The organism is Curtobacterium poinsettiae (assembly GCF_025677645.1).
Taxonomy (GTDB): Bacteria; Actinomycetota; Actinomycetes; order Actinomycetales; family Microbacteriaceae; genus Curtobacterium; species Curtobacterium poinsettiae_A.
Genome location: NZ_CP106879.1, coordinates 2,055,342 through 2,075,062, shown reverse-complemented (window position 1 = coordinate 2,075,062; position 19,721 = coordinate 2,055,342). Strand labels below are relative to the sequence as shown.

The 19,721-nt window shown below is 69.5% G+C and carries 19 protein-coding genes; 1 reads left to right on the top strand and 18 read right to left on the bottom strand.

Annotated features, from left to right (window positions below):
* Positions 1 to 110: 110 nt before the first annotated feature.
* The 6 genes from OE229_RS09945 to OE229_RS09920 all read right to left on the bottom strand — a co-directional run bounded on the left by OE229_RS09945 (position 111) and on the right by OE229_RS09920 (position 6,889).
* Positions 111 to 1,484 carry a glucose-6-phosphate dehydrogenase gene (locus OE229_RS09945; protein WP_262137777.1) on the bottom strand — a complete coding sequence of 458 codons (1,374 nt, stop codon included), beginning with the start codon at positions 1,482 to 1,484 and terminating at the stop codon, positions 111 to 113.
* Between the two features lie 159 nt (positions 1,485 to 1,643).
* The gene (locus OE229_RS09940) at positions 1,644 to 2,060 is read right to left on the bottom strand and encodes a cytochrome c oxidase subunit 4 (RefSeq protein WP_182066670.1); all 417 of its coding nucleotides are present in this window, start codon (positions 2,058 to 2,060) and stop codon (positions 1,644 to 1,646) included.
* A gap of 4 nt (positions 2,061 to 2,064) precedes the next feature.
* Positions 2,065 to 3,801: an aa3-type cytochrome oxidase subunit I gene (gene ctaD / locus OE229_RS09935; RefSeq protein ID WP_247737832.1), complete on the bottom strand. Its 1,737-nt coding sequence runs from the start codon at positions 3,799 to 3,801 to the stop codon at positions 2,065 to 2,067.
* Positions 3,802 to 3,812: 11 nt separating this feature from the next.
* Positions 3,813 to 4,715, bottom strand: coding sequence for an aa3-type cytochrome oxidase subunit II (gene ctaC, locus OE229_RS09930; protein ID WP_111233526.1), 903 nt, complete (start codon positions 4,713 to 4,715; stop codon positions 3,813 to 3,815).
* A 301-nt stretch (positions 4,716 to 5,016) separates the two neighbouring features.
* Positions 5,017 to 5,385 carry a HesB/IscA family protein gene (locus OE229_RS09925; RefSeq protein WP_262137775.1) on the bottom strand — a complete coding sequence of 123 codons (369 nt, stop codon included), beginning with the start codon at positions 5,383 to 5,385 and terminating at the stop codon, positions 5,017 to 5,019.
* Positions 5,386 to 5,443: 58 nt separating this feature from the next.
* Positions 5,444 to 6,889 (bottom strand): dipeptidase, encoded by a 1,446-nt coding sequence (locus OE229_RS09920; protein ID WP_262137772.1) that lies wholly within the window; start codon positions 6,887 to 6,889, stop codon positions 5,444 to 5,446.
* Between the two features lie 52 nt (positions 6,890 to 6,941).
* Here OE229_RS09920 and OE229_RS09915 point away from each other — a divergent pair, with 52 nt between their 5' ends.
* Positions 6,942 to 7,517: a DUF3043 domain-containing protein gene (locus OE229_RS09915; RefSeq protein ID WP_262137770.1), complete on the top strand. Its 576-nt coding sequence runs from the start codon at positions 6,942 to 6,944 to the stop codon at positions 7,515 to 7,517.
* A 155-nt stretch (positions 7,518 to 7,672) separates the two neighbouring features.
* Here the strand turns inward: OE229_RS09915 and OE229_RS09910 are convergent, their stop codons facing one another.
* The 12 genes from OE229_RS09910 to OE229_RS09855 form a co-directional block, all read right to left on the bottom strand.
* A complete protein-coding gene (locus OE229_RS09910) occupies positions 7,673 to 8,749 on the bottom strand; it encodes a quinone-dependent dihydroorotate dehydrogenase (protein WP_262137767.1) in 1,077 nt (358 codons plus the stop codon).
* Positions 8,746 to 9,246 (bottom strand): transcriptional regulator NrdR, encoded by a 501-nt coding sequence (gene nrdR / locus OE229_RS09905; protein ID WP_262137762.1) that lies wholly within the window; start codon positions 9,244 to 9,246, stop codon positions 8,746 to 8,748. Before nrdR ends, OE229_RS09910 begins: the two co-directional genes overlap by 4 nt.
* 13 nt (positions 9,247 to 9,259) lie before the next feature.
* The gene (gene hisD / locus OE229_RS09900; protein ID WP_262137759.1) at positions 9,260 to 10,567 is read right to left on the bottom strand and encodes a histidinol dehydrogenase; all 1,308 of its coding nucleotides are present in this window, start codon (positions 10,565 to 10,567) and stop codon (positions 9,260 to 9,262) included.
* Positions 10,564 to 11,406: a phosphotransferase gene (locus OE229_RS09895; protein WP_262137755.1), complete on the bottom strand. Its 843-nt coding sequence runs from the start codon at positions 11,404 to 11,406 to the stop codon at positions 10,564 to 10,566. The genes hisD and OE229_RS09895 overlap by 4 nt, the downstream gene beginning before the upstream one ends.
* Entirely contained in the window at positions 11,403 to 11,753 is a 351-nt protein-coding gene (locus tag OE229_RS09890) for a DUF2200 domain-containing protein (RefSeq protein ID WP_182067185.1), read from the bottom strand. The genes OE229_RS09895 and OE229_RS09890 overlap by 4 nt, the downstream gene beginning before the upstream one ends.
* 11 nt (positions 11,754 to 11,764) lie before the next feature.
* Positions 11,765 to 15,244, bottom strand: a complete 3,480-nt coding sequence (dnaE, locus tag OE229_RS09885) for a DNA polymerase III subunit alpha (protein WP_371830593.1) — start codon at positions 15,242 to 15,244, stop codon at positions 11,765 to 11,767.
* 315 nt (positions 15,245 to 15,559) lie between these two features.
* Positions 15,560 to 16,489, bottom strand: a complete 930-nt coding sequence (locus OE229_RS09880; protein WP_110864623.1) for an RluA family pseudouridine synthase — start codon at positions 16,487 to 16,489, stop codon at positions 15,560 to 15,562.
* The gene (gene lspA, locus OE229_RS09875; RefSeq protein ID WP_262137752.1) at positions 16,486 to 17,154 is read right to left on the bottom strand and encodes a signal peptidase II; all 669 of its coding nucleotides are present in this window, start codon (positions 17,152 to 17,154) and stop codon (positions 16,486 to 16,488) included. The genes OE229_RS09880 and lspA overlap by 4 nt, the downstream gene beginning before the upstream one ends.
* 2 nt (positions 17,155 to 17,156) lie before the next feature.
* A complete protein-coding gene (locus tag OE229_RS09870) occupies positions 17,157 to 17,837 on the bottom strand; it encodes a DivIVA domain-containing protein (RefSeq protein WP_262137749.1) in 681 nt (226 codons plus the stop codon).
* A 185-nt stretch (positions 17,838 to 18,022) separates the two neighbouring features.
* Entirely contained in the window at positions 18,023 to 18,319 is a 297-nt protein-coding gene (locus tag OE229_RS09865) for a YggT family protein (RefSeq protein WP_110892747.1), read from the bottom strand.
* A gap of 68 nt (positions 18,320 to 18,387) precedes the next feature.
* Positions 18,388 to 18,951 carry a cell division protein SepF gene (locus OE229_RS09860; RefSeq protein WP_262137747.1) on the bottom strand — a complete coding sequence of 188 codons (564 nt, stop codon included), beginning with the start codon at positions 18,949 to 18,951 and terminating at the stop codon, positions 18,388 to 18,390.
* 41 nt (positions 18,952 to 18,992) lie between these two features.
* A complete protein-coding gene (locus tag OE229_RS09855; RefSeq protein ID WP_259577531.1) occupies positions 18,993 to 19,715 on the bottom strand; it encodes a YggS family pyridoxal phosphate-dependent enzyme in 723 nt (240 codons plus the stop codon).
* Positions 19,716 to 19,721: the final 6 nt, after the last annotated feature.

Below are 19,721 nucleotides of genomic sequence, written 5' to 3'. Positions count from 1 at the left end.
GCCGTGCGGTGCTCTGCACCGACCCCACGACGGACGGGAGGCCCGGTGCCAGCTGGCACCGGGCCTCCCGTCCGTCAGGGCGTCCGTTCAGGACGTCGGCAGCGCGTCCGTCAGGACGACGACTCCCAGTCCGCCGGGCCGCGCGAACCGGCGCGGTACTCCTCGAGCGGGACCTCGTCGGCCTTCCAGGCGGCGACGACCGGCTCCACGATCTCCCAGCAACGCTCGGCGACGTCACCGCGGATGGACAGCAGCGGGTCGTCGTGGAAGATGCCGTTGAGCACCTCGCCGTACGGGGTCAGCTCGCCGTCCGCGAACGACGAGGACAGGGTGACCTGCCCCATCTCGAAGGGGTTGCCGCCGCCGTTCGCCGAGACCGTCAGCTCGATCTCGTCCGGGTTCAGGACGATGCGGAGCGTGTCCGTCTTCGGGCGACCGGACAGGCCGGACGGCAGGCGCGTCACCGGCTTGAAGGTGATCAGGACCTCCTTGCGGCTGGCACCGAGGGCCTTGCCGGAGCGGAGGGTGAAGGGGACGCCCTTCCAGCGGGCGGTGTCCACCTCGACCGAGATCTCGGCGAGCGTCTCGGTGGCGCGCGACTTGTCGACGCCGTCCTCGTCCTGGTACGAGGGCAGTTCCTTGCCGTCGATGGTGCCGGCCGTGTAGACGGCACGACGGGACGCGACCTTCGGGTCGCCGCCCTTGAGCTCGGTCGAACGGAGCACACGGGCGAGGGACGAGCGGAACTCGACGGAGTCGATGTCGGCAGGAGCGTCCATCGTCACGATGCCGAGGATCTGCAGCAGGTGCGACTGGATCATGTCGACCATCGCGCCGGCCTCGTCGTAGTACTGCGCGCGGTTCTCGAGACCGAGGGTCTCGTCGTAGAAGATGTCGACCTTCTCGATGTTCTCGGCGTTCCAGATCGGCTCGAACAGGCGGTTCGCGAAGCGCAGACCGATGATGTTCAACACCGTGGTGCGGCCGAGGAAGTGGTCCGTGCGGTGGACGCGCTCCTCGGGGACGAGCTTGAGCACCGTCTCGTTGAGGGCCCGCGCGCTGGCGACGTCGGTGCCGAAGGGCTTCTCGAACGCCAGGGTCGTGCCCTCGGGCAGCTCGACGTGCTCGAGCGCCTCGCAGATGTCGGAGGCGATCTGCGGCGGGAGGGCGAAGTACAGGATCGGCTCGGAGTCGGCCGCGGCCAGGAGGGCCTCGAGGTGCTTCGGGTCGGTGGGGTCGCCCTGGATGAACTGGGTCGACTCGATGGTCGCGTCGACCTCCGGCCCCTTGACGTCCTGCGACGCGAAGGACTGCGTGACGATGTCCTTCCACTTCTCGGGGGTGCGCTCACTGCGGCCCGTGCCGATCAACTGCACGGGGACGGCGCGGCCGCTCTGCAGGAACGTGCCGAGGCCCGGCAGGAGCAGGCGGGAGGCGAGGTCGCCCGTCGCGCCGAAGATGATGAGGGTGCGCTTGTCGGTCACCTGAGGTGACTCCTTTCGCTGTGGTGGGAGGTCCGCTCCAGTCAAGTCGCGGGCGGGCCCGTTTGTTCCGGATCCGAACCGGGGATCGATCCCCCGGACGCACTTCGGGCGGCACCGTTCTGGTGCCGCCCGAAGTGTCAGGTGTGCTGCAGCGCCGGGTCAGTGCCCGAAGTTGCCGCGGTAGTACTCGTAGACCCAGCCGACCAGGGTGATCGCCACGAGGACGAGCCCGATCGGGACGATCCACAGGCCGGCTGCGACGCCCAGGAAGCAGACGCCGACGGCGGCGGCCAACAGGATCGGCCACCAGGACCACGGGCTGAAGTGCCCGAGCTCGGCGTCGCCGTCCTCGATGTTGGCGTCGGGACGGTCCTCGGGCAGTACCCCGCCCTGGGACGACATGACCTTGCCGAGGTAGAAGGCGATGAACGCCGACATCAGGCCCGTCAGGCCGATCGCCACGGTGCCCACCCACTCGGGCTCGCCGTAGTAGATCATCGCCCACGTGGTGTAGGCGGCGTCCGCCAGGATGAAGAACCCGAAGAGGATCCAGAACAGGTTGGTGTTCGCGCGCATGGCCTTACTTCACCTCGCCCTTCGCGGCGTCGTAGGTCGGGGCATCGGGGGCGTCCTTCGCGGGACCGACACCGATCGGCACACCGGCCTCGGGGTGGTTCAGGTCGAAGGCCGGGGACTCCGAACGGATGCGCGGGATCGACGTGAAGTTGTGACGCGGCGGCGGGCAGGAGGTCGCCCACTCGAGCGAACGGCCGTAGCCCCACGGGTCGTTCACGGCGACCTTGGGTGCGTTCCGGGCGGTCACGTAGACGTTGAAGATGAACGGCAGGAACGAGATCGCGAGGATCATCGAGCCGATCGTCGACAGCTGGTTCATCCAGGTGAAGCCGTCGTTCGGCAGGTAGGTCGCGTAGCGACGCGGCATCCCGATGACGCCCAGCCAGTGCTGGATGAGGAACGTGGTGTGGAACCCGATGAACAGGAGCCAGAAGTGGATCTTGCCGAGGCGCTCGTTGAGCATCTTGCCGGTCCACTTCGGCCACCAGAAGTAGAAGCCGGAGAACATCGCGAACACGACCGTGCCGAAGACGACGTAGTGGAAGTGCGCCACGACGAAGTACGAGTCCGACACGTGGAAGTCGAGCGGCGGCGACGCCAGGATCACGCCGGTGAGACCACCGAACGTGAAGGTGATCAGGAAGCCGAGCGCCCAGAGGAGCGGGGTCTCGAAGGTCACCGACCCGCGCCACATGGTGCCGACCCAGTTGAAGATCTTCACGCCGGTCGGAACCGCGATCAGCATCGTCATGAGCGAGAACCACGGGAGCAGGACGCCACCCGTGACGTACATGTGGTGCGCCCACACCGTGACCGAGAGGGCCGCGATGGAGATGGTCGCGTAGACCAGGGTCTTGTACCCGAAGATCGGCTTGCGGCTGAACACCGGGAAGACCTCGGAGACGATGCCGAAGAACGGCAGCGCGATGATGTAGACCTCGGGGTGCCCGAAGAACCAGAACAGGTGCTGCCAGAGCAGGGCCCCGCCGTTGGCCGGGTTGAAGATCTGCGCGTCGAAGACGCGGTCGAGACCGAGGCCGAAGAGCGCCGTCGCGAGGACCGGGAAGGCCATCAGGACGAGGAGCGCCGTCACGAGGGTGTTCCAGGTGAAGATCGACATGCGGAACATGGTCAGACCCGGGGCACGCATCGTGATGATCGTGGTGATGAAGTTCACCGCGCCGAGGATCGTCGAGAAGCCGGTCATGCCGAGCCCGAAGACCCAGAGTGTGCCGCCGAGCCCCGGTGTGAACGTCGTGTCACTCAGTGGCGCGTAGGCGAACCACCCGAACGAGGCGGCGCCCTGCGGGGTGAGGAAGCCACCGACCGCGATGAGCGAGCCGAACAGGTAGAGCCAGAAGGCGAAGCCGTTGAGTCGCGGGAAGGCGACGTCGGGCGCGCCGATCTGGAGCGGCATGATCGCGTTCGCGAAGCCGGAGAACAGCGGCGTCGCGAACATCAGCAGCATGATCGTGCCGTGCATCGTGAACAGCTGGTTGTACTGCTCCTTCGTCGCGACCACGTGCAGGCCGGGTTCGAAGAGCTGGGCACGGATCACGAGCGCCATCACACCTGCGAGCAGGAAGAAGACGAACGACGCGATCAGGTACATGTACCCGATGGTCTTGTGGTCGGTGGAGGTGATCCACCGGACGACGATGTTGCCCTTCCGACCCACCTTCGACGCCTGGAAGTCCGGCGACGAGGTCTGGGTCGGTTGGCCGACGAGTGACGTTGTCATCTGACGAGCCCCTACTTGTTCTCGCTGGACGCCTCGACCGGCGCCTTGTTGTTCGGTTCGTTGGTGTTGGTGTTGTACTCGTCGCCGAGCAGGCCGACCTTGCCCTGGTCCTTCAGGGTGTCGAGGTAGTCCTGGTACTGCGCCGGCGTGACGACCTTCACCTGGAAGAGCATCAGCGAGTGGTACTCACCGCAGAGCTCCGCGCACTTGCCCTGGTAGGTGCCGAGCTTCTCCGGGATGAAGTACTCCCAGTTGGTCTTGCCCGGGAGCATGTCCTTCTTGTACAGGAAGTCGATGACCCAGAAGGAGTGGTCGACGTCGCGCGAGGAGAGCTCGATCGCGACCTTCTTGCCCTTCGGCAGGTAGAGGGTCGGCAGCTGCGACTCGTCGATCGCCCCGTTGGCGTTCTCTTCTTCCTGGGCTTGGATGCCCTGGTAGTAGACGCTCTCTTCGGGGTTGTCCTTGTTGATGTAGTTGAAGTCCCAGGCCCAGCGCTTGCCGTACACGTGCACGGTGGCGTCCGGGTCGGCGAAGGGCTTCTCGATCGCGGCCTGGTCCTTCGCGGTGAAGGCGAAGAAGCCGAGCACGAGGATCAGCGGCACGATCGTGTAGAAGATCTCGAGCGGCATGTTGTACCGCATCTGCACGGGCAGGCCGGTCTGGCCCTTCCGGCGTCGGTAGACGATCGCGGCCCAGATGACGAGGCCCCAGACGATGAGTCCGACGGCGAGGAGAACGACCCAGCTCGTGGTCCACAGGCCGACGATGCGACTGGTGTGGTTGGTGACGTCCTTCGTCTCCTCCGTCCCGGGGAGCCATCCGTTCATCTGCTGCTGCGTGCAGCCAGCCAGTGCGATGACCAGACCGACGGCCACCGGGACGGCCGCCCAACGTATACGGCGATTCGAACGCACTGTTACCTCTCGCAAAAGACGTGAGCTTCGGAGGTCAGCCCGTCGAGTCCGACGGCGTGCCGCACGAAGGCGGCGCATGGCTGGCTCCCAGCTTGATTGGAACACTCCTAGCTTACTCGCAGCTCGGTACCGCTCGCGCACACACGACACGGTTCTGGCCCCGATCCGCACGCCCGAGGGCCGGTTCCACCCCGGTTGCTCCGCACCCTGGTGCGCCCCTCCGCCCACGTCCGGTCACACGAACGCGAGCGGGGAGCGACCGTCCCGGTCGCTCCCCGCTCGCGTGTCGGATCGCTGGTGATCAGTGGAAGCTGTCTCCGCAGGCGCAGCTGCCCTGCGCGTTGGGGTTGTCGATCGTGAAGCCCTGCTTCTGGATCGTGTCCTCGAAGTCGATCGTCGCACCGTCGAGGTACGGGACGCTCATCTTGTCGACGACGACCTCGACCCCGTCGAACTCGGCGGTGACGTCACCGTCGAGCAGGCGCTCGTCGAAGTACAGCTGGTAGATCAGGCCGGAGCAGCCACCGGGCTGGACCGCGAGGCGCAGGCGCAGGTCGTCGCGGCCCTCCTGCTCGAGCAGGTTCGCCACCTTGCCGGCGGCGGCGTCGCTCAGGAGGACGCCGTGCGACGGGGTCTCGGTCGCCGGTGCTTCGGTGATGGTGTCGCTCATCGCGCGTCTCCCTCCGGGCGGTGCTGGTCACCGCGCCTGGCGTCGATTGTAAGCACCCTCAGCTGCGCGTCGCGAGCCTGGCGAGCAGGATCGTCTCGGACGCGATGGCACGGTGCAGGACACCGAGGTGCTGCGACTCGTTCGGGCTGTGCGCTCGGGTGTCCGGGTCCTCGACGCCGGTGACCAGGATCTGCGCGTCCGGGAACTCCGCGGCGAGGTCGGACACGAACGGGATCGACCCGCCGATGCCCTGCTCGACCGCCTCTGCACCCCAGCCCTCGCGCATCGCCGTGCGGGCCTCCTGGACGGCCCAGCCGGCGGTGTCGACGAGGAACCCGTCGCCGCTGTCCGGCTCGGTGATCTCCATGCGCGCACCGAACGGGACGTGCTCGCGCAGGTGCCGCTCGACGGCCGTGTAGGCCTGGCGAGCGTCCTGTCCGGGGGCGACGCGGACCGAGACCCGTGCCGAGACCGTGGGCAGCAGGGTGTTCGAGGCGTTCGCGACGCTGGGCACGTCCATGCCGGTCACCGTGATCGACGGCTGGAACCACATGCGGGACAGCACGGCGCCGGTGCCGATCGGGCGCACACCGGCAACGAGAGCGGCGTCGACGGCGAGTTCGTCCTCGGAGCGCTCCGGCACGTCGGCCTCGTACGAGGTCAGCCCCTCGACGGCGACCGAGCCGTCGGCGTCGTGCAGCGAGGCGAGCAGCCGCACCATCGGGATCATCGCGTCCGGGGCCGCTCCCCCGAACATGCCGCTGTGGCTGGCGTGCTCGAGCGTGGTCAGGGTGAGCTTGAAGGTGACGTTGCCGCGCAGCGAGACCGTGATCGACGGCACCTCGGTCGACCAGTTGTCGCTGTCCGCCACGACGATGACGTCTGCGGCGAGGTGCTCCTTCTGCTCGCGCAGGAACGTGCGGAACGAGCGGGAGCCGGACTCCTCCTCGCCCTCGACGAACAGCACGATCCCGAGGTCGAGGTCGTCCCCGAACCGGGCGTGCACCGCGCGGAGCGACGCGATGTGCGTCATCACACCGGCCTTGTCGTCCGAGGCGCCGCGGCCGTACAGGCGGTCACCGCGCAGGGTCGGCTCGAACGGCGGCGTCTCCCACAGGGCCTCGTCGCCCTGGGGCTGCACGTCGTGGTGGGCGTAGAGCATCACCGTCGGCTTGCCGTTCCGCGCCGGGCGCACCGCGAGGACCGCGGGCTGGCCGAGCTCCGCACCGGAGGCCTCGGCGTCCGCCGTCGAGCCGTCGACGGCCGAGCGGACGATGCGCACCGCGTCGTCCGCGAAGACGCCCGTCGACCGCGCGAGGTCCGCGACGGCCTCGGCGCTCGCCTGCACGTTCGCCGGGTCGAACGCCGACCACGAGACCGACGGCAGCCGCACCAGCGCGGACAGGTCGGCGATCGTCGTCGGCAGTGCCCCCTGCACGTGTTCGCGCAGGGCGTCGAGGAGCGCGGGGTCGGTCGCGGGGCTGTGCTGTTCGCTGTCGGTCATGCCCGGTAATCTAGAGGAGATCCCGCACGCACACCGCCGTTAGGAACGCACCGTGGCGAAGGCAGCCCCCAAGACCAACACGACCGTCGACCCGACCGAGGCCGAGCTCCTCGAGCGGGGCAAGGGCCGCCCCACGCCGTCCCGCCGCGAGCGAGAGGCAGCGAACCGCCGCCCCCTCGTGGGCAACACGCCGGTCGACAAGAAGGCCGCCCGCGCGCGTCTCAACTCCGAGCGCGAGCGTGCCCGGGTCGGCATGGCCAACGGCGAGGAGCGCTACCTGCCGGCGAAGGACCGCGGTGAGCAGCGACGTTTCGTCCGCGACTGGATCGACGCCCGATGGAACGTCGGCGAGGTCATGATGCCCGTGCTCGTGCTGTTCCTGATCGTCGGGTTCGCTGCCGCGCAGACCGTGATCGCGTCCTACTCGCTCCTGCTGGTGTGGGCGTTCGTGGCGCTGTTCATCATCGACTGCGTGGTGCTGTGGCTGTCGCTCCGCCGCAAGCTCACCACCAAGTTCGGCGAGTTCCAGCGCGGCACGTTCCTCTACATCCTCACGCGGGCGTGGCAGCTGCGCTTCCTGCGGCTGCCGAAGCCCCAGGTCCGGCGTGGGCAGTACCCCACGCTCTAGCCACACGCACACGACGAAGCGCCGCCCGGCATGCCGGGCGGCGCTTCGTCGTTCCCGCTCCCCCGCCCGACATCGGTATCGAGTGAGCAGAACACGACGGGTCGATCGGCGAGCCACGGCGTGTTCTGCTCACTCGGCGGCGCAGTGGCGCGCGGCTACCGCGCGGCGCGGCGCAGCCGCCGACGGCGCAGCCGGTTGATGCGCGCCGCCCAGGTCGGTCCCTCGTAGAGGAACGCCGTGTAGCCCTGCACGAGCGTGGCTCCGGCGTCGATGCGGTCCTGCACGTCCTGCTCGGTGGTCACACCACCGACGGCGATGACGCAGAAGTCGGCGGGCACCGCGGCGCGGACGCGACGCAGCACCTCGAGCGAGCGGGCGGCGAGCGGCGCACCGGAGAGTCCCCCGGCACCCATCGCCTCGACGTCGGACGGATCCGCGGTCAGCCCGTCGCGGGAGATCGTCGTGTTGTTGGCGATCACCCCGGCCAGGCCGAGCTCGACCGCGAGGCCCGCGATCGCGTCGATCTGCTCGTCGGTCAGGTCCGGTGCGATCTTGACGAGCACCGGAGTCCGGCCGGCGGCGTCACGCACCGCGGACAGCAGCGGTCGGAGCTGGTCGATTTCCTGCAGTCCGCGCAGACCGGGCGTGTTCGGCGAGCTGACGTTGACCGCCAGGTAGTCCGCGAACGTCGCGAGCCGACGGGTGGACTCGAGGTAGTCGTCGATGGCGTCCTCGACGGAGACGACCCGGCTCTTGCCGATGTTCACGCCGATGACGGGGCGACCGGGGTTGCGGCGGGCACGCTCGAGGCGTCGGGCGGCCGCAGCGGCGCCGTGGTTGTTGAAGCCCATGCGGTTGATCAGGGCGCGGTCGCCGATCAGCCGGAACAGGCGCGGGCGCTCGTTGCCGGGCTGCGGCTTGGCGGTGATGGTGCCGACCTCGACGTGGCCGAAGCCGAGCAGGCCGAGACCGGCGATGCCGCGGGCGTCCTTGTCGAACCCTGCCGCCAGGCCGAAGCGCGACGGGAAGTGGATGCCCATCGTGGTGACGCCGTCGGCCGCTGCGGGACGGCAGAAGCGTTCGACGACCCCGCTCAGGAAGGGCACGCGAGGCAGCCCCGCGATCACGGCGAACGCCAGGTGGTGGGCACGTTCCGGGTCCATGTTCGCGAACACGGACCGGAACACGACGCGGTAGCCGCCGCGCACGATGCGTTCGGCGATGCCGCTCACGCGCGCGTGCCGGACGGTGTGGACGACCCGGCGGCCGTGTCGGACGCCGTGTGGTGGTCGCGGCGGAGCTGGCCGATGGCGTCCTCGAAGTCCTCGAGCGAGTCGAACGCCTGGTACACGCTCGCGAACCGCAGGTAGGCGACCTCGTCGAGCTCCCGCAGGGGCGCGAGGATCGCGAGGCCGATGTCGTTCGCGTCGATCTGGCTCGATCCGGAGGACCGTACGGTCTCCTCGACGCGCTGTGCGAGCACGGCCAGGTCACCGTCGGTGACCGGGCGCCCCTGGCACGCTTTGCGCACGCCGGAGACGATCTTGTCGCGGCTGAACGGCTCGGTGACACCGTTGCGCTTCACGACGTTGAGCGACGCGGTCTCGGTGGTCGAGAACCGTCGACCGCAGTTGGGGCACTGTCGACGGCGGCGGATGGAGGTTCCGTCGTCGCTCGTCCGTGAGTCGACGACGCGGGAGTCCGGGTGGCGGCAGAAGGGGCAGAACATGTCGTTCCCCAGGCTATCGGTTCGTGCGCTCCGTCACGGCGGCCCCGTGCGCGGGGAGCTGCTCCTCGGTGGACAGGGCGACGATGTGCGGCGCGACCTCGGCCAGGGCCTCGGGCGTGTACCGGACGATCTGCTGGGGTCGCAGGAACGTCGACGCGGACAGCCCGGACCCGAAGCGGGCCTGGCCGCCGGTCGGCAGCACGTGGTTGGACCCGGCCAGGTAGTCCCCCAGGCTCACCGGCGTGGTCGGCCCGACGAACACCGCGCCGGCGGCGTCGATGTCGGCCAGCACCGCGTCGTCGTCGACCGTCTGGATCTCGAGGTGTTCCGGTCCGTAGGCGTTGCTCACGGTCGCCGCGTCGCTCAGCGAGTCCACCAGGACGATCGCGGACTGCGGTCCGTCCAGGGCGGCCTGGAGGCGCGCAGCCGTCCCGAGCACCGCCGTGCGCTCCGGGATGGCCTCCTCCACCGCGTCGGCGAACGCCGCGGACGTCGTCACCAGCACGCTGCCGGCCTGCTCGTCGTGCTCGGCCTGGCTAATGAGGTCGGCGGCCACGAACCCGGCGTCGGCGGTGTCGTCCGCGATCACGAGGATCTCGGTCGCGCCGGCCTCGGAGTCGATGCCCACCACACCGCGCACCAGTCGCTTCGCGGCGGCGACGTAGTTGTTGCCCGGCCCGGTGACCAGGTCGACCGGCTCGAGGTCGATCTCGGCGACGCCGTACGCCAGAGCGCCGACGGCTCCGGCGCCGCCCATCGCGTAGACCTCGTCGACGCCGAGGAGCCCCGCCGCGGCGAGGATCGTCGGGTGCACCGCTCCGCCGTGGTCGCGCTGCGGCGGCGACACGAGGGCGATCGAGGGCACGCCCGCGACCTGGGCTGCGACGACGTTCATCACGACGCTGGACGGGTAGACGGCCTTGCCACCGGGCACGTAGAGCCCCACGCGGCGCATCGGCTGCCAGCGCTGGTGGACCTCGGCGCCGTCGGCAAGTGTGGTCACGGACGGGGCGGGGATCTGCGCGGCACTCGCGGCCCGGACGCGGCGGATGGCCTCGTCCAGTGCCGCTCGGACCTCGGGGGTGAGCCCGGCCACGGCGGCGGTGATCTCGGCAGCGGGGACCCGGACGTTCGCAGGGGCCCCGCCGTCGAAGCGCTCGGCCTGGTCGTGCAGGGCCGCGGCCCCGCGGTGTCGGACGTCCTCGATCAACTCGCGCGCAGCGTCGACCGCGTGCGTCACGTCACCCGCGGCGCGGGGCATGAGTCGGAGGAGTTCGGCACGGGCGGGGAGGCCGCCGCGGAGGTCGATTCGATGCATCATGAGGCCTCCAGCGTACCGGCGGCGTGCTGCACGACCGCGTCGACCACGGGCCGGTGGCGAGCCGTCTGGTCGGGGTCCCACGCGTCGAGCAGGTGCAGCGTGGCGATCCGGAACGCCAGCGCACGGACGAGCAGCTGCGGCCACTCCGCGACGTCGGAGCCGAGCACGCCGAGCCGACTCGCGTCGACCCCGTGCCAGCACACCGCATCGACCGCGGCGATCGCTGCGCCGAAGCCCGCCGGGCGCCAGTACGGTGCCCAGTCGAACACCGTGGGCGGCTCCCCCGGCGTGAAGAGCACGTTGCCGAGCAGGTCGCCGTGGACGAGCTGCGACGGGGACGTCACCGGCCGGAACGTCGCCGCCAGGCGGTCCAGCGTCGGCTCGTCGGGCAGGGCTGTTCCGCCCCAGGCCATGCGGTCCGCCCGACTCCAGGGCTCGTCGCGGTGGTCGAGGAACTCGGGGCGTGGCAGGTGGGCGATCGCGCGGTGGAACGCGGCACCCGCGGCGATCACCTCGTCCACGCGCGTGGGGTCGGTGCGACCGTCGACCCACCGCCAGGCTTCCCAACCGTCGTCACCGGTGCTGACGCTGGCGCCGGCGTCCACGACCCAGTCCCCCGACGTGGCGGCGACCGGGCGCGGCGTCCGGAACCCGGCCGTGTGGACGAGCCGCGCCAACGTGGCGGACCGCCACCGGGCCTCCAGGCGGTCACCGGACGGGCGGAGGACGACGTCCCCGGCGCGCCACGTGCGTCCCCGCCCGCCGCCGAGGCGCTCGATCGGCCGGTCGTGCACGCCGAACGCCCGGAGGACGTGCGGCGCCGGCTGGCCGTCGGTCACGCCGTCCGCAGGATCTTCACCATCGGCCGGCCCTTGGCGACCTCGTCGACGAGCTTGTCGAGGTACCGGATCTGCCGCATGAGCGGGTCGTCGAGCTCCTCGATCCGCACCCCGCAGATCACCCCGGTGATGAGCGGGGCGTTCGGGTTGAGGTGCGCGCCGGCGAAGAAGTCCTCGAACGTGGTCCGGTCGGCCAGGTGCTGCGCGAGCGCCCGGTCGCCGAAGCCGGTCAACCACTCGATGACGGTGTCGAGCTCCGCCTTCGTGTGGCCCTTCCGCTCCACCTTCGCCAGGTAGTGCCCGTAGACGTCCGCGACGGGCGTCCCGAAGATCCGGTGACCGGCCATGGTCGACGCTCCTATACCAGGCAGCGGGGTCCGAGCAGGCTCTTCAGCTCGCCGAACAGGTCGGGGGTCAGGTTCACCGGGAAGGGCAGCTCGAAGGTGCGCGCGACGTCGTCCTTGAGCAGCTTCAGCCGGACCTCGGTGTCACCCTGGTGGCGGCCGAGCACGGCGGCGAGTTCCGTCACCGTGCTCGTCGTGGCCTGGCGTTCGGGCAGGGACAGGGTGAGCGGGCCGGAACCCATCGCGTCGCCGACGTTCGGCTGGAACATGCTCACCGCGTGCAGGGCCTTGCCGTCGTCGCGGACGTTGACGCGGCCGCGCAGGACGACGATCGAGTCGGGCACCAGGGACGGGCCGAACTCCTGGTACGTCTTGCCCAGGAACATCACGCCGATCTGGCCGCCGAAGTCCTCGATGTCGACGATGCCGTACGGGTTGCCGCTCGTCTTCGCCACCCGGTGCTGCACGCTCGTCAGCAGGCCGGCGACGGTGACCGTCTCGCCCTCGATCGAGTCGTCCGCGGTGAGCAGGTCGGCGATGGTGATCGACTGGTGCTTCGCGAGTTCGATCTCGAGCCCGGCGAGCGGGTGGTCGGACACGTAGAGCCCGAGCATGTCCCGCTCGAACGCGAGCTTGTCGCGCTTGGACCACTCCGGTCGGTCCGGCACCTGGGACACCGCGGCGCTCGGGGCGTCCTCAGCTGCCTCGGCGAAGAGCGAGTCGAAGTCGAACCCGACGTTGCCGTGGGCCTCGTCGCGCTTGACCTTGACCGCGCCCTCGACCGCGCCCTCGTGGATCTCCACCAGGGCACGTCTGGTGTCGCCGAACTCGTCGAAGGCACCGGCCTTGATGAGCGACTCGACCGTGCGCTTGTTCGCCGACGAGATCGGGATCTTGCGGAGGAAGTCGTGGAACGACTCGAAGGCGCCCTTCTCGGTCCGGGCCTTGACTATGTCGTCGACGACGTTGAACCCGACGTTGCGGATGGCACCCATGCCGAAGCGGATGTCGTCGCCGACCGCCGCGAAGAAGCCGATCGACTCGTTGACGTCCGGCGGCATCACCTTGATGCCCATCCGGCGGCACTCGTTGAGGTACAGGGCGAGCTTGTCGCGGGCGTCACCGACCGAGGTCAGCAGGGCCGCCATGTACTCGGCCGGGTAGTGCGCCTTGAGGTACGCGGTCCAGAAGGACACCACACCGTAGGCAGCCGAGTGCGCCTTGTTGAACGCGTAGTCGGAGAAGGGCAGCAGGATGTCCCACAGCGTCTTGATCGCCGCGTCCGAGTACCCGTTGTCCTTCATGCCCTGCTGGAAGCCCGCGTACTGCTTGTCGAGCTCGGACTTCTTCTTCTTGCCCATCGCGCGGCGGAGGATGTCCGCCTGGCCGAGGGAGAACCCGGCGACCTTCTGCGCGATGGCCATGACCTGCTCCTGGTAGATGATCAGGCCGTAGGTCGTGCCGATGATGTCCTTGAGGGGCTCCTCGAGCTCCGGGTGGATCGGCGTGATCGGCTGCTCGCCGTTCTTGCGGAGCGCGTAGTTCGTGTGCGAGTTCGCACCCATGGGCCCCGGGCGGTACAGGGCGATGAGCGCGGAGATGTCCTCGAAGTTGTCGGGCTTCATCAGACGCAGCAGGCCGCGCATCGGCCCGCCGTCGAGCTGGAACACGCCGAGGGTGTCGCCGCGCTGCAGGAGCGCGTAGGCCTCGGGGTCCTCGAGGCCCATGGTCTCGAGGTCGAGCTCGATCCCCCGGTTCGTCTTGATGTTGTCGAGGGCGTCACTGATGATCGTGAGGTTGCGGAGCCCCAGGAAGTCCATCTTGATCAGGCCGAGCGACTCCGCTGCCGGGTAGTCGAACTGCGTGACGATCTGGCCGTCCTGCTCCCGCTTCATGATCGGGATGATGTCGATGAGCGGGTCGCTCGACATGATGACGCCGGCAGCGTGGACGCCCCACTGGCGCTTCAGCCCCTCGAGCCCGAGCGCCGTGTCGAAGACGGTCTTCGCCTCGGGGTCGGTCTCGACCACGGTGCGGACGTCGACGGCCTCCTTGTAGCGCGGGTGGTCCTTGTCGAAGATCCCGGTGAGCGGGATGTCCTTGCCCATCACGGGCGGCGGCATCGCCTTCGTGAGCTTCTCGCCCATGCCGAACGGGAACCCCAGGACGCGCGAGGAGTCCTTGAGCGCCTGCTTCGCCTTGATCGTGCCGTACGTGACGATCTGCGCGACGCGCTCCGACCCGTACTTCTCGGTGACGTACTTGATCGCCTCACCGCGGCGCCGGTCGTCGAAGTCGACGTCGAAGTCGGGCATCGAGACGCGGTCCGGGTTGAGGAACCGCTCGAAGATCAGGCCGTGCCGGATGGGGTCGAGGTCGGTGATGCGCATCGCGTACGCGACCATCGAGCCGGCACCGGACCCACGCCCCGGCCCGACGCGGATGCCGTTGTTCTTCGACCAGTTGATGAAGTCCGCGACCACCAGGAAGTAGCCCGGGAACCCCATCTGGTTGATGATCCCGACCTCGTAGTCGGCGCGGTCCTGCACCTCTTTCGAGATGCCTCCCGGGTACCGGTACTCCAGCCCCTTCGCGACCTCTTTCTCGAACCAGGAGTGCTCGGTCTCGCCTTCGGGCACCGGGAACTTCGGCATGTAGTTCGCCGAGGTGTCGAACTCGACGTTGCAGCGTTCCGCGATGAGCAGCGTGTTGTCGCAGGCCTCGAGGTTGTCGCGGAAGACGTGCCGCATCTGCGCCGGGGTCTTCAGGTAGAACTCGTCGGCGTCGAACTTGAAGCGGTTCGGGTCGTTGAGCGTGGAGCCGGACTGCACGCAGAGCAGTGCCGCGTGCGACTTGGCGTCGTGGGCGTGCGTGTAGTGCAGGTCGTTCGTGCCGACCAGCGGGATGTCGAGGTCCTTCGCCAGGCGGATCAGATCGCTCATGATCCGGCGTTCGATCTCGAGGCCGTGGTCCATGACCTCGGCGAAGTAGTTCTCCTTGCCGAAGATGTCGCGGTAGTCGGCGGCCGCCTGCACCGCTTCGTCGTACTGGCCGAGGCGCAGGCGCGTCTGGATCTCCCCCGAGGGGCAGCCCGTGGTGGCGATGATGCCCTCGTGGTACTCCTGCAGGAGCTCGATGTCCATGCGGGGCTTGAAGTAGTAGCCCTCGAGCGACGCCTTGGACGACAGCCGGAACAGGTTGTGCATGCCCGTCGTGTTCTCGGCGAACATCGTCATGTGCGTGTACGACCCGGCGCCGGACACGTCGTCGCCCCCGCCGTCCCCCCAGCGCACACGGGTCTTGTCCGAGCGGTGCGTGCGGGGCGTGATGTACGCCTCGGTCCCGATGATCGGTTTGACGCCACCGGCCTTGGCGGCCTTCCAGAACTCGAAGGCGCCGAACATGTTGCCGTGGTCGGTCACCGCCACGGCGGGCATCCCCTGCGCGGCGGTCTCCGCCACGAGGTCGGAGAGCCTGGCGGCACCGTCGAGCATCGAGTACTCGCTGTGCACGTGCAGGTGGACGAAGGAGTCGGAATCCGACACGGAACCTCCGGTTCGTACGGTGTGCTGCGGTGTGGGAACAGCCTAACCGCGGCCGCCCACATTCCCGCGCGCGTCGGGGCGGACGGGAGGCGCGGGGCGGGGCCGCACCGTGCCTCCCGTCCGGCATCGGATGGCGACACGCGCGGGGCGCGCCGCCGAGGGGGCAGGACACGCCGCGGGCCGACCGCCGCGGGGACAGAAGGCGTCGCCTGGCGGCGCCGCAGCCGACGGTTCGCGACCCCTCGGCGCAAGCCGCCGGGCGCGTCAGAGCGACGCGCTCCGGATCTGCTCGAGCGCTGCCTGCAGGTCGTCCGGGTACTGCGCCTCGAACGACACCCACTCGCCCGTGCGGGGGTGGTCGAAGCCCAGCCGGACCGCGTCGAGCCACTGGCGCGTCAGTCCGAGCTCGGCCGCCAGCACCGGGTCGGCGCCGTACATCGTGTCCCCGACGAGCGGATGGCGTGTCGCCGCCATGTGCACCCGGATCTGGTGGGTGCGCCCGGTCTCCAGGTGCACCTCGAGCAGGGTCGCGGCGCGGAAGGCCTCGAGCGTCTCGTAGTGGGTGACGCTCGGCTTGCCCTCCGACGTGACCGCGAACTTCCAATCGCTCGAGGGATGCCGGCCGATGGGGGCGTCGATCGTGCCCGAGGTCGGATCGGGGTGGCCCTGCGCGAGTGCGTGGTAGACCTTCTCGACCGTGCGCTCCTTGAACGCCCGCTTGAGGTGCGTGTACGCCAGCTCGGTCTTCGCGACCACCATCAGACCCGAGGTCCCGACGTCGAGCCGGTGCACGATCCCGGCACGTTCAGCGGCGCCGGACGTCGCGATCGTGAAACCGGCGGCGGCCAGGCCCCCGGGCACGGTCGGCCCGTCCCACCCCGGCGAGGGGTGCGCGGCGACGCCGACGGGCTTGTCCACGACGACGATGTCCTCGTCGTCGTGCACGATGGTCATGCCCGGCACGGCCGCCGGAACGATGCGCGGCGGCTCCTTCGGGGTCCACTCGACCTCGAGCCAGGAGTCGGCGTGCAGCCGGTCCGACTTGTCGACGGGCACACCGTCGACGCGGACGCCACCGGCGGCGACGACGTCGGCGGCGAACGACCGGCTGAAACCGAGGAGCTTCGCGATGGCTGCGTCGACACGCTCACCGGCGAGCCCGTCGGGCACGGGCAGAGAACGCGATTCGCTCACGTGGCGTCGTGGCCCAGCGTGTCACGACGGTCGCGGTCCTCCGGCCTGGAGGCGCGGGTCGGCTCGTCGAGAGCGGCATCGGCCGACGAGAACGCGGCCCCGCTGTCGAGCGGCTCCGCCGCGTCGACCTGCGCCTGGCGCTTGGCCGAGAGCGTGCGGGTGCCGTCGAGGTTCACCCCGAGGATCACCAGCAGCACGAAGACCACCATGCTGATGCAGATGAAGGAGTCGGCGACGTTGTAGATCGCCGGCATCATCCACGGCGTCGAGATGAAGTCGACGACGTGGCCCCGTCCGAAGCCGGGCTCACGGAAGAGCCGGTCGAGCAGGTTGCCCATCGCGCCGCCGAGCAGCATGCCGAGCACGACGGCCCACCACATCGACCGGATGCGACGCGAGTACACGATGATCGCGACGACGACCGCGGCCGAGATGACCGAGAACACCCAGGTCATGTTCACCGCGAACGAGAACGCAGCCCCCGGGTTCCGGACGTACAGGAACTGCAACGCCCCGCCGAGGACCGGGACGGGGGTGCCGTACGGCAGGTTCGCGACGACCAGCGTCTTGGCGACCTGGTCGAACGCCACCACCACGACAGCGGCGAAGGCCAGTGCCGCGATCGCGCGGACACTGACCTTCGCTCGTGATGCTGGTCGCGACAACGTCAGTTGCCGAAGCCCTGCGCCGAAGCCGGCGCCGGGGTGAGACCGGACTGCTCGCCCGAGGAGTCGAGCTCGGAGAGCTGCCCCTGGATGTAGCTCTTGAGCTGCGCACGGTAGTCGCGCTCGAAGGTCCGGAGCTCGTCGATCTTGCCCTCGAGCTGGCGCTGCTCCTGCTCGAGCACCGCGACACGCTGACGGTTCGTGTTCTCGGTGTCGGCGATGATCTGTCGCTGCTTCGCCTCGGCCTCGGAGACCAGGCGAGCGGCCTGGGCCGTGCCCTCGGCGATGAGCGCGTCGCGCTTCTCGATGCCCTCGCGGACGTGCTCCTCGTGGAGACGACGCGCCAGGGTCAGGAGGTTCGTGGTGCCCTCGGTGTCCTCGTCGGCGGGGACCGTGGTGGTCGGCGCCGCCGCGGCGACCGGAGCGGGCTCCGGTGCTGCCTCGACCGGGGCCGGGGTGGGCTCCGGCACGGCGGCGGGAGCGGGCTGCTCGGCCTGCGTCGGCTGCGGGGCCGACTCGGCCGCCTGCAGGCGCTGGCGGAGCTCGTCGTTCTCCGCGGCCAGGCGACGGAGCTCGACCACGACCTCGTCGAGGAAGTCGTCGACCTCGTCCTGGTCGTAGCCCTCGCGGAACTTCGTCGGCTGGAACCGCTTGTTGACTACGTCTTCCGGCGTCAAAGCCATTGCCGTCACCTCAATAGAACTGCTGAACGTGTGGAACCGCGTGCGGTGCGACCGAATGTACCAGTCGCGCCGTGCGGTGCGGATGCGCCACCGGAGCGGGCATCGATCCCGACCACCGTACACCGACGACGGGGCGGAACCGTGACCCGCGCCTGGCGTGGCGCGTGTCGCGGACGGGAGTCCGCTCAGATACTGCGTGCCAGAGCAGCGACCACGAACCGGGCGATGATGACGACGAGCATCACGATCGTCCAGCCGAAGTCGAGCGCGACCGGCCCCAGGCGGAGCGGCGGGAGGACCCGTCGCACCGCTCGGATGGGCGGGTCCGTGATCGTGTAGACGAACTCGGACACCACCAGCATGCCCCCGCGCGGCCGCCAGGAACGGTTGAAGCTCTGCACGAGGTCGAGCGCGAAGCGCCCCCACATCACGAAGAAGTACAGGAGCAACGCGAGGGAGATGATCCCTAGGATCACGGACACGATGGGGCTCGCTCGTCTCGGGCGAGCGTCGTCAGACGACGCTCAGGGGCGGGTGTGCCGGGTACGGCTCAGGACTGGGCGAAGAAGTTCGCCTCGATGTCGGACTCTACCTCAGCGGGCTCACCGCTCACTGCGACGTGCGCCGGGGAGAGGAGGAAGACCTTGTTCGTGACACGCTCGATCTTGCCGAACAGGCCGAGCGACAGCCCCGAGGCGAAGTCGATCATGCGTCGGGCGTCGCCCTCGGTCATCTGCGAGAGGTTGATGATGACGGGGATGCCGTCACGGAAGCTCTCGGCGATGGACTGGGCGTCCTTGTACTCGCGCGGGTGGACGGTGAGGATCTCGTTCATTTCCTGGACCGGGGTCGCCTTCTGTGCGGTCGTGTGCGAGCGGCGGAGCGGAGTGACCTGGGCGCCGCGCTGGTGGGTGTGCGTCTTGGTGGGAGCCGGAGCCGCTGCGGGAGCGGCCGCCGGGGCTGCTGCCGCGGCGGGGGCCTCCTGCGGTTCGGCGGGCGCCGGGGCGGCCGCGGCGGCCTGGCGCGCGGGCTCGGCCTGCTGCTCGTCCTCGTAGTCGAGTTCCTCATCGGCGAGGCCGAGGTAGACCATCGTCTTCTTCAGCGGGTTGGCCATGGTTCCTCCGGGGTTCGTGCTCGTGGTGCCCTGCAACGAGGCTAGGGTGCGGGCGGCCGGTTTCCCGTGATTGCGGTGCCGATCCGCAGGTGTGTCGCGCCCTCGAGGATCGCCTCGGCGTAGTCCCCGCTCATGCCGGCGGAGATGTCTCTGGCGCCGGGCTCGAGCGACACGACCCGTTCGGAGATCGAGCGGAGTCGGGCGAAGGCGGCTCGAGGCTCCTCGTCGAGGGGCGCGACCGCCATGACACCCCGCAGCCGGATGGTCCCGGCGGCCAGCACACGCGTCACCATCGCTTCGACATCGTCCGGCTGCACCCCGCCGCGGCCGGGGTCGTCGGTGAGGTTCACCTGCACGAAGCCGTCGATGACCGGCGGTTCCGGCTCGGCCTCGGTCGGCGCGAACGCGTCGACGACGGAGCCTCGGTCGAGCGACTGCACGACGTGGGCGTACCGCCGGGCCTGGCGGGCCTTCTTCGACTGCAGCTGCCCGACGAAGTGCCAGGTCAGGCCGAGGTCCGCCAGCTCGGCGGCCTTCGCCTGCGCCTCCTGGTGGCGGTTCTCGCCCACGTCCGTCACGCCGAGCGCGGCGAGCTCGCGGACGAGCGACGCCGGGTGGTACTTCGTGACGACGACGAGCGTCAGCTCGTCGGGCGAGCGCCCTGCGGCTCGCGCCGCGTCGGCGATGCCGCTCCTGACGGACGCAACACGCGCCTCCAGTCCGTCGTCGTGAGACGAGGCCTGGAGGCGCGTGTCGGCTACCAAGGGTGG

Bases quoted from the DNA above. Each gene is read 5' to 3' on its own strand.
- OE229_RS09940 (WP_182066670.1), bottom strand. From the start codon at position 2,060: ATGCGCGCGAACACCAACCTGTTCTGGATCCTCTTCGGGTTCTTCATC.
- ctaD (WP_247737832.1), bottom strand. From the start codon at position 3,801: ATGACAACGTCACTCGTCGGCCAACCGACCCAGACCTCGTCGCCGGAC.
- OE229_RS09925 (WP_262137775.1), bottom strand. From the start codon at position 5,385: ATGAGCGACACCATCACCGAAGCACCGGCGACCGAGACCCCGTCGCAC.
- OE229_RS09920 (WP_262137772.1), bottom strand. From the start codon at position 6,889: ATGACCGACAGCGAACAGCACAGCCCCGCGACCGACCCCGCGCTCCTC.
- nrdR (WP_262137762.1), bottom strand. From the start codon at position 9,246: ATGTTCTGCCCCTTCTGCCGCCACCCGGACTCCCGCGTCGTCGACTCA.
- hisD (WP_262137759.1), bottom strand. From the start codon at position 10,567: ATGATGCATCGAATCGACCTCCGCGGCGGCCTCCCCGCCCGTGCCGAA.
- OE229_RS09890 (WP_182067185.1), bottom strand. From the start codon at position 11,753: ATGGCCGGTCACCGGATCTTCGGGACGCCCGTCGCGGACGTCTACGGG.
- dnaE (WP_371830593.1), bottom strand. From the start codon at position 15,244: ATGCTCGACGGTGCCGCCAGGCTCTCCGACCTCGTGGCGGAGACCGCC.
- OE229_RS09870 (WP_262137749.1), bottom strand. From the start codon at position 17,837: ATGGCTTTGACGCCGGAAGACGTAGTCAACAAGCGGTTCCAGCCGACG.
- OE229_RS09860 (WP_262137747.1), bottom strand. From the start codon at position 18,951: ATGGCCAACCCGCTGAAGAAGACGATGGTCTACCTCGGCCTCGCCGAT.